The sequence below is a fragment of the Mycobacterium sp. 1423905.2 genome (genome assembly GCF_001673155.1).
GTDB lineage: Bacteria > Actinomycetota > Actinomycetes > Mycobacteriales > Mycobacteriaceae > Mycobacterium.
In genome coordinates, this window is record NZ_LZLE01000286.1 from 1 (window position 1) to 7,514 (window position 7,514).

5 protein-coding genes are annotated in these 7,514 nt (G+C 63.2%); 1 reads left to right on the forward strand and 4 read right to left on the reverse strand.

Annotated features, from left to right (window positions below; genetic code table 11):
- Both A9W95_RS18860 and A9W95_RS18865 read right to left on the reverse strand, forming a co-directional pair.
- The coding region (locus A9W95_RS18860) for a hypothetical protein (protein WP_156746282.1) at positions 1–1,896 on the reverse strand (1,896 nt) is incomplete at its 3' end.
- 146 nt (positions 1,897–2,042) lie between these two features.
- Positions 2,043–5,216, reverse strand: coding sequence for an AAA family ATPase (locus A9W95_RS18865; RefSeq protein ID WP_067416123.1), 3,174 nt, complete (start codon positions 5,214–5,216; stop codon positions 2,043–2,045).
- 133 nt (positions 5,217–5,349) lie between these two features.
- Here A9W95_RS18865 and A9W95_RS18870 point away from each other — a divergent pair, with 133 nt between their 5' ends.
- On the forward strand, positions 5,350–6,036 hold the full coding sequence (locus A9W95_RS18870; RefSeq protein WP_172826654.1) for an alpha/beta fold hydrolase: 687 nt from the start codon (positions 5,350–5,352) through the stop codon (positions 6,034–6,036).
- A 105-nt stretch (positions 6,037–6,141) separates the two neighbouring features.
- Here the strand turns inward: A9W95_RS18870 and A9W95_RS18875 are convergent, their stop codons facing one another.
- Positions 6,142–6,552: a cupin domain-containing protein gene (locus A9W95_RS18875; protein WP_067416134.1), complete on the reverse strand. Its 411-nt coding sequence runs from the start codon at positions 6,550–6,552 to the stop codon at positions 6,142–6,144.
- 195 nt (positions 6,553–6,747) lie between these two features.
- Positions 6,748–7,506: an SDR family oxidoreductase gene (locus tag A9W95_RS18880; RefSeq protein WP_067416131.1), complete on the reverse strand. Its 759-nt coding sequence runs from the start codon at positions 7,504–7,506 to the stop codon at positions 6,748–6,750.
- Positions 7,507–7,514 lie beyond the last annotated feature (8 nt).

Sequence of the window (7,514 nt, forward strand, 5' to 3'; positions counted from 1 at the left end):
GACCCGAATGGCGTTGCTGTTGTCCTCGTCCTCGTCGTTCTCATCTGCGACGACGCAGTCGACCCACAGTTTGGCCGGCACCGGCCGGAAGTAGACGGCTAGCCGCTGACGGTTGAGGTCCACCTCCACCGGCATTCCGACCGGCGGCAGCGACGTGCCCTCGGGCTGGTCGTTGAGCGATTTCTTGACCTGCCGTGATCCGAGTCCGGTGCCGAACCAGTCGAGGGTCAACACGGTGGTGATGTACTGCGCAATCGCTAAGGTCAGCAGGCCGCCCGCACCGGCAGCCCCAATCCCGGCAGCGCCCGCTACCCATGTCACCGGAAGGGCAAGCAGGCCGACGACCGCCGCCGCACCGGCAGCCGTGGCTACTTTGCCGCCTGCGGTCAGGTTGAAGTCCGCGTTCACGTCTGGGTCAGCGTTCTGTACCGGCCGCACTCCGACCGTTTGCGGCAGCTGATCGAATCGCTCGCTGACGCGCTTGACTTCCTCTTCGTATTCTTCATTGCTGATCTGATGGGCGCGTTTCTTGTGTCCAGCCAGGCTCAGCGTCTCTTCGAGAAGCTCGATGGTATCGACCTCGTCCCGCTTGAATTCCTTGCCTTTTGGGTCGCGGGGTATGTCGTCCAGACCCATTTCGTAGGTGACCTTGAAGGTCGCCTTGAAGTCGTAGAGCTTCGTCTCTGCGCTCACGGTGCCGTCGATGATCAGCCGGCCGTCTTCGGTTCGCGGCACGATGTCGGCGCCAAGAGCGTCGAGGCTGCGGTCTTGACCGCCGATGCTGATCGTCTTCGGACCGTCCAGCAGGCAGGGCGCATCGGCGTCGAAGTCGCTCTCGTCGAGATCGAAGGTTTTCCTGACGGTGTCACGGACCTGCCGCAAAATGCTCCACCCGGTGACCGCCAAAGCGGTCTTCTCATGAGGGTTTTCGGCCAGAACCGAGGCCGGCAGCTCCTCACCGGAGGGCAATGCGCGCAGGGTCTGCAGTTGGACCACCATGGATTCTTCGGTGTTCTCGCCGACGTTGAAGCGCTGCACAACGGCGTCCAACGCCTTGAACGTGCTGTCGTCTTGCGCGTCCGGGTCGACGTCTACCGGCGTCGGCAATAGCATCTGAATCCCGTTGTCTCCCATGTCTTCCAACTGCGGACCGACCGCGTCGGCGATTTGGGCGGCAAGGGAGTCGAGCACCCTGGTTCTGGCTTCGTCGTCGGAGATGCTGGGGTGTTGCAGTTTCTCCAGGTTGACCATGAGCTCCCCAGCGATGCTGTGGGTGATCCAGTAGGCCTCGGCATAGTCGAGTTCCCAGGTGATTCGTGGATCTTGTCCGGTGAAAACGGTGACCCCGTCATCGCGGCGCTCGATATGCGGACCGAACAGCAAGCCGGTGTATTGGTCGGGTAGCGGGGTGGCCAGCAGGACCGGAGCATCCTGTGCGGTGAAGTTCAGCGCGATCGTCTGCTTGCCCGGCTCGGTCTCGTGCGGCTCGAGCTGGTCGTGCAGGGTCAGCCGCCCGAAGAGCGGGATCTCGTTGTACGGGATCTCGCGCGACTCTCCGGCGCGTGGACCATCCGGGATGGTGATCGTCGCCGGGGGCAGCGACACCAGCGGAATGCAGGTAACCGAGTCAATGACGATCTTCGAATCGAAGATCCTCAGATCGATCGCGAAATGCCGCAAAGGATCGCGGGTTTCGCCGTCGATTTCTTCCTGCCACAGCCGCTGATGAGAATCGGAGATGAACCAGACCCGGTCAAGCGTGAGGTCGAGGGTGGCGGTCGCGGAGTAGCCAGTGCCGTCGACGGATTGCGTGTACTTGTCACCGCTGAACATCTCGACCGTCTGATCCTGCACGCGTTCGCGGTGGATTTCGATGATCGTGTCAGGGCGATCCATGTGGTGACTCCGTCCCTCGGCGGCGCGCATACGGGTTGGGATCCTTTTACCCAGATTCGCCTGTCTTGAGTCACAGACCCTAACCGGCGGGGCGACTTTTGAATGCCCCGTTCGACCGACCGATCGTTGTCGATCTGCCCGGCTCCTTAGACCATCTCCTCCGCCCAGGCCATATGTCCTTCGAAGCCAAGGCGTTTCGCTTGCTCGTCGTAGCGGTCCCGGTAGTCGCGGAACCGAGTCCCGTCGCCGTGCGCACGCGACAGATCAGCGCGCAGTCGCAACAACCACACCTCGCGGGTCACCAGCACCTCTTCGGCCGGTGCCGCGGCCAACCGCTCGACAGCTGTCTCGGCTTCGGCCAGGTCGCCCTCGGCCCTCCGATTGAGTAATGCCTCCACCAGAACGCCGGTCGCTACCGCGCCGTACGCCTGTAGCCGACCGTCGCGGAACAGGTCGTCAGCAGCGCCGCGAACGAGCGGTATTGCCTCGTCGACATCCCCCAGCCGGACCTTCTCGCGCGCCAGGCACACGTTGATCACCGGCAGTAGGCCCGCATTCTGTCCGCGGCTCTTGTACACATCGGCAACTTTGGCCAGCAGGGGCCGTCCGCGGTCACGCTCGGCCTCCGTAGAGCGTTCTACCAAGGCGACGCTGAGCGTCAACCAGGCAAACGCCAACGCGACGTTGTCGCCCGACCTTTCGGCGATACGCACGGCGTCCTCGATGTCACGCATGGCGGCGTCGTCGGGTCGGAGCATGCCGCTGACGATGCCGGGAAAGTAGACGTAGGCGACGGCCCCGGTGTACGACAGCGGGTCGGCGCCGCGTGCCATCTCCAAGCTATGCCGCTGGTCGTCGCGCCATCCGGCACGCCCTAACGAACAACGAGCGAGGCCCCTCGTCGCGAAGGCGACCGCTAGCGGAGAGCCGATGATGAAGTTGCCCATCGCCGGGTCGCCGTCGGCCAGGTCGATGACCCGCTGCGACCACCGCAGCACATCAGACCACTCGGAGTTCGCCGTCTTGGCCCGGATCGGTAACGGTGAAAGCCCCACAGTCAAGGCGGGAATGTCGAGCGATTCGATGAGGTCCCACGCTTCGGATGCCAGCCGCGAGGCTTCGGCGATCATTCCCTGATACAGACAGTCGTGGCCTAGTCCGGCTGTCGCGATGGCCAATGACGCCTTGTCGCCCACTTCACCGCAGAGTTCGCGCAATTCCTTGAAACGGGCGCCGGCGACTCGTTCATGGACTCGCCAAGCGGTTGCGCACAACATCCTGCGCGGGGCGATGCGCATGGTCGCCCGGTCCGGGTCAGCCGCTGGCAATGAGTCGGCGATCATCTGGGCGCGCTCCCAACTCAGATGCGCCGCATTGACGTCTCGGTTTGTCACCCACGTCGCGGCGCGCATGTGCCAGTCGTATGCGCCGTGTAAGTCGCCGGCCGATCGCAGATGCTCGGCGATGAGCGCAGCGTTTTGCTCGGCCAATTGCGGCGCGCGCGCTTCGATCGCGGCGGCCAACCGCCGGTGCAACTCGGCGCGATCGGACTTCAATTGCGCTTCGTAGGCAACGGTTCGAATGAGCGGGTGCTGAAAGGCGTACTCGGCGGTCGGGTTGAACTGGACCTGCTCGATGAGTTCACCGGCAATCAGCTCGTCGACGGACACCTCGATTCCCAGGTCAGTCAGCAAATCGCAGCTGAATCGGGAACCGATGACCGCCGCGGCAGCGACGGTTCGTCTGGCCGCCGACGGGAGCCGGTCGATGCGCGCGGCAATTGCGGCCTGCAGGGTTGCCGGCACGTGCACCTCGCCGACATCGATATGGCAGGAGTAGTTGCCGCGCGTGCCTATAAGTACGCCGCGTTCGGCGAGCTCCCGAGTCAACTCCTGGGCGAAGAACGGATTACCGGCCGCACGGGCTGTGATGATCTGGGCAACCGTGGCCACTGTTGGGTCGGGACCGAGAAGTTCCCCGACCAGTGTGGCGATTTCCGCGTCACTCAACGGTGCCAGAGCGATTCGTTGCGCACCGGAAACGCGGCTCAAGGCGCCGCGGTATTCCGGGCGGTAGCTGATCAGCACCAGAGAGTGGGACTGCGGAATCACCGTGAGGAACTCGGCCAGCATCGACTCACTGACCGCGTCGATCCAGTGAGCGTCCTCGATGATGTAGAGGGCCGGCGCACGACGGGCCAGTGAGGCGGCGTTGACCAACGCGGTCAACCGCCGCCGCCGCGCATCAGGATCAATCTTGGGTAAGACCAACCCCGGATCCGCGATGCCCAGCAGATCATCGAAGAGCGCTAGGTCCTCCGGGTCCACATCGCGAATCTGGGCATGGACCTGGGCGCGGGCCGCCTGAGCCGGCAAACCTTCGACGCCAGTCGCCGCGCGGAGGAGGCGCGCCACGACCCGGAAGGAGACCTCAGTGGCGTGCGACTCGCAGAACGTGGAGAACACCTCCGCGTTGCGGCGACGGGCGAGCGTTACGGCCTCCTGCAGCAGACGGCTCTTTCCGATGCCGGGCGAACCCACGACGCCGACCACACCCCCGCGGCCGTCGGCTGCGCGCTCCAACAGGCTCTCAATGGTCGACATCTCCCACCGTCGGCCGACCAGTTTCGCCTCGGCGCGCCTGACGACGCGCAGATCCTCCGGCACGCCCAGCAACCGCCGCGCACGTACTGGTTGACTGGCGCCTTTGATCTGCACGAGTTCGACTTCAGCGAGCATTGCGGCGCCCTCGACCAAGCGGGCCGTGGGTTCAGCGAGCATCACCCCGCCCGGCGGCGCCACCGCTTCCATCCGTTGGGCCAGGCCCACCTGGTCGCCGATTGCGGTGTAACCCGTTGCGGCACCGCCCAATCCCCCGGTGATCACCTGCCCGGAGTTCAATCCGACCCGTAACGCAAGGTCGACACCGTCGTGGGCAAGAACTTCCCGAGCCAGCTCACCGATGCCGCTCTGGATCTCCAACGCGGCGTGGCAGGCCCGCAGCGCGTGATCCTCCAGGGCCACCGGCGCACCGAACAACGCCATGATCCCGTCACCGGTGAAGTTGTCGACCATGCCGCCGTACCGTTGCACCACTGCGGTCGCGCGGTCGACCAGTTGGGCGATGATCTCGCGCAGTCGCTCCGCCCCGACCGCGGCGGCGATGTCCATCGAATGGACGACGTCGGCGAATAACACGGTGACTTGTTTGTATTCGGCCCACGGGTCGCCTTGCCGGACCGGTGCGCCACACCCGTGGCAGTACCGGGCGTTCTCCAAAAGCTCAACGCCGCATTTCCGACACGCTGTTGTGGTCGTCATCCGACCCCTCCACCGATTCGGCACCCAGCGTTTCAGGGCTCTTAAAGAATAGGCCGCCGAGCTATTTGAAGTCACGAGGAAGCCGTCATAATGAGCGCTCAGCGTATTTGCTCACGGTGAGGTGACGATGCATATGGGCGCTGACGGGACTCTGTTGGTTCACGGCGGGATGTGTACGGCGAGATTTTGGGCTCCGGTCATGGAGCACCTGGCCAGACCGGCGGTGGCTGTCGATCTACCCGGGCGCCGCGCCCGTCCTGCCGAATTGGCTGCGGTAACGCTCGACGACTGCGTGCAAACGGTGATCGACGCGGCGGACGAAGCCGGCTTCGAGCAGGTCGTGCTGGTGGCGCATTCGCTGGGCGGAGTCACGATCACCGAGACCGCGTGGCGTTTCCCCCAGCGCGTCAAGCACCTCATCTATGTGGCCGCGGACGTACCTGCGCCAGGAGAGACCGCCGCGATCGCCCACATTGGCGCCGACTGGCCTCCCGAACAGCCGGTGACTATCGAGGAGAACATCGCCAGAGCGATGTTCGGCAACGACCTCACAGAGGACCAATGGAACGAGGTCTGGCAACAGTTCGTGCCCGACACCCCGACTCTGATGAACGCACGAGTGAGTGGTTATCCGTCAGGTGTGCCGATCACCTATATCAGCATGACGGACGACATTGCGGTCCCCGCCGCGATGGCCAAGCAGATGATCGCCAATTTGGGCGGGAACGTTGAACATCGAGAAATTGTCGCGGGTCACCTGGTGACGGTGTCTAAGCCACGCGAGCTCGCCGCGATGATCAACGAGGTAGTCGACCGCTGAGAGGCTCTGTGGCGGACAGCTTGATCCGACCGGACTGCGGTGAGCGCAGATTATGCATCTCGGCTCATCGGTGAAGCTGCTGCATCCAACCGTTGCCGGAGCCAGTCATTCGTTGCAGCGCAGTCCCTTTCGCAACTCTAGCTCCCCATCGGTCACCCATTCGCGCACCGGTCGTCCGGGAACAGAAAAGACAGTGAGAACGAAGCTGCAAGGGATGTCCGTGCGGTTGTTAGCGTCCTGATAGTGGATCACGTCTCCGCCGGGCCCCCAGAACGCATCTCCTGCGCGTAAGACCCGTGGCGCTTCACCCTCAAGCTCGAACAACATCTCACCGTCAATCATGTAACCGAATCCCGGTCCGCCAGGGAGGCGATGTGGCGGGTAACCAGGAGCGCCGGGTGGATGGTTGACGAGGACCGTTAGCACATGCGGATTGTCAGGAATGGACGGTGACCGTACTTCTTGCACCACCGTTATTGTCGATTTCCATTCCGAGTCGTTCCTACCCTGCACCATTCGTTCTTCTCCTTTGGTTCCGAAACGGACGCACAGCAGCACCCCGCCGACGTTGAACGTGTAGTGGGGGGATCACGCAGGATCAGACCGAAGCAAACCAACGCTCAGAGCGGGTCATGGGAACGTGGCGACTTGCATGCGCTCGAGCGGCTTCGGCGTCAGGGCGATCGGGTCACCTGCCGCCCATTTATCTTCCTAACCGCGGCAGCCGGATGAGGCGTCGATCCAGTCGGAATATCGAGTAGTGAAGATGGTGGCGTACTCATCGGGCACGAGGGTTTGATCGTCGATCACCGCCCCAAAGTATGGCGCCTTCGCATCAGTCACGACCCGACGTTGGTCACCGATGGCGACCAGCCCCCTGCGGACAAAGTCGTCCATCCCCATCACTTCAGGCCCAGCGATCTCCGTTACTCCGTTGATAGGGTCCCCGACAGCCGCGCGAGCCACGGCGGTGGCAACATCGTCGGCCGCGATAGGGCGGAACAATGCATGTGGCAATGTGACAATGTCGCCGTCTGTCGCGGAATCGGCCACGCCAACCGCGAATTCATAGAAGGGCGTTGCTCGCACGATCGAATATGGCCGGCCCGAATCCTTGATCAGGTTTTCCTGAGCAGCTTTCGCGGTGTTGTAGCCGCTATCCGGCATGATCTGCGCGCCCACTACTGACAACGCCACGTGATGTTTGACTTCCGCTTCCTGCTCAGCAGAAAGAAGATTCGTGGTCGTAGTGGTAAAGAAATGCATGACGGCTTCATCGTCGAACGATGGTGAATCGGCGACGTCCACGACAACATCCGCGCCGGTTACGGCGTTGGCGAGGCCTTCACCGGTGAGCGAATCGACACCTGACCGGCGTGAGGCGGGAAACACGTCATGTCCGCGTGCGCTGAGCTTCGACGCCACTTTCGATCCGATTAGCCCGCGACCGCCAATTACCACAATTTTCATGGTGAACC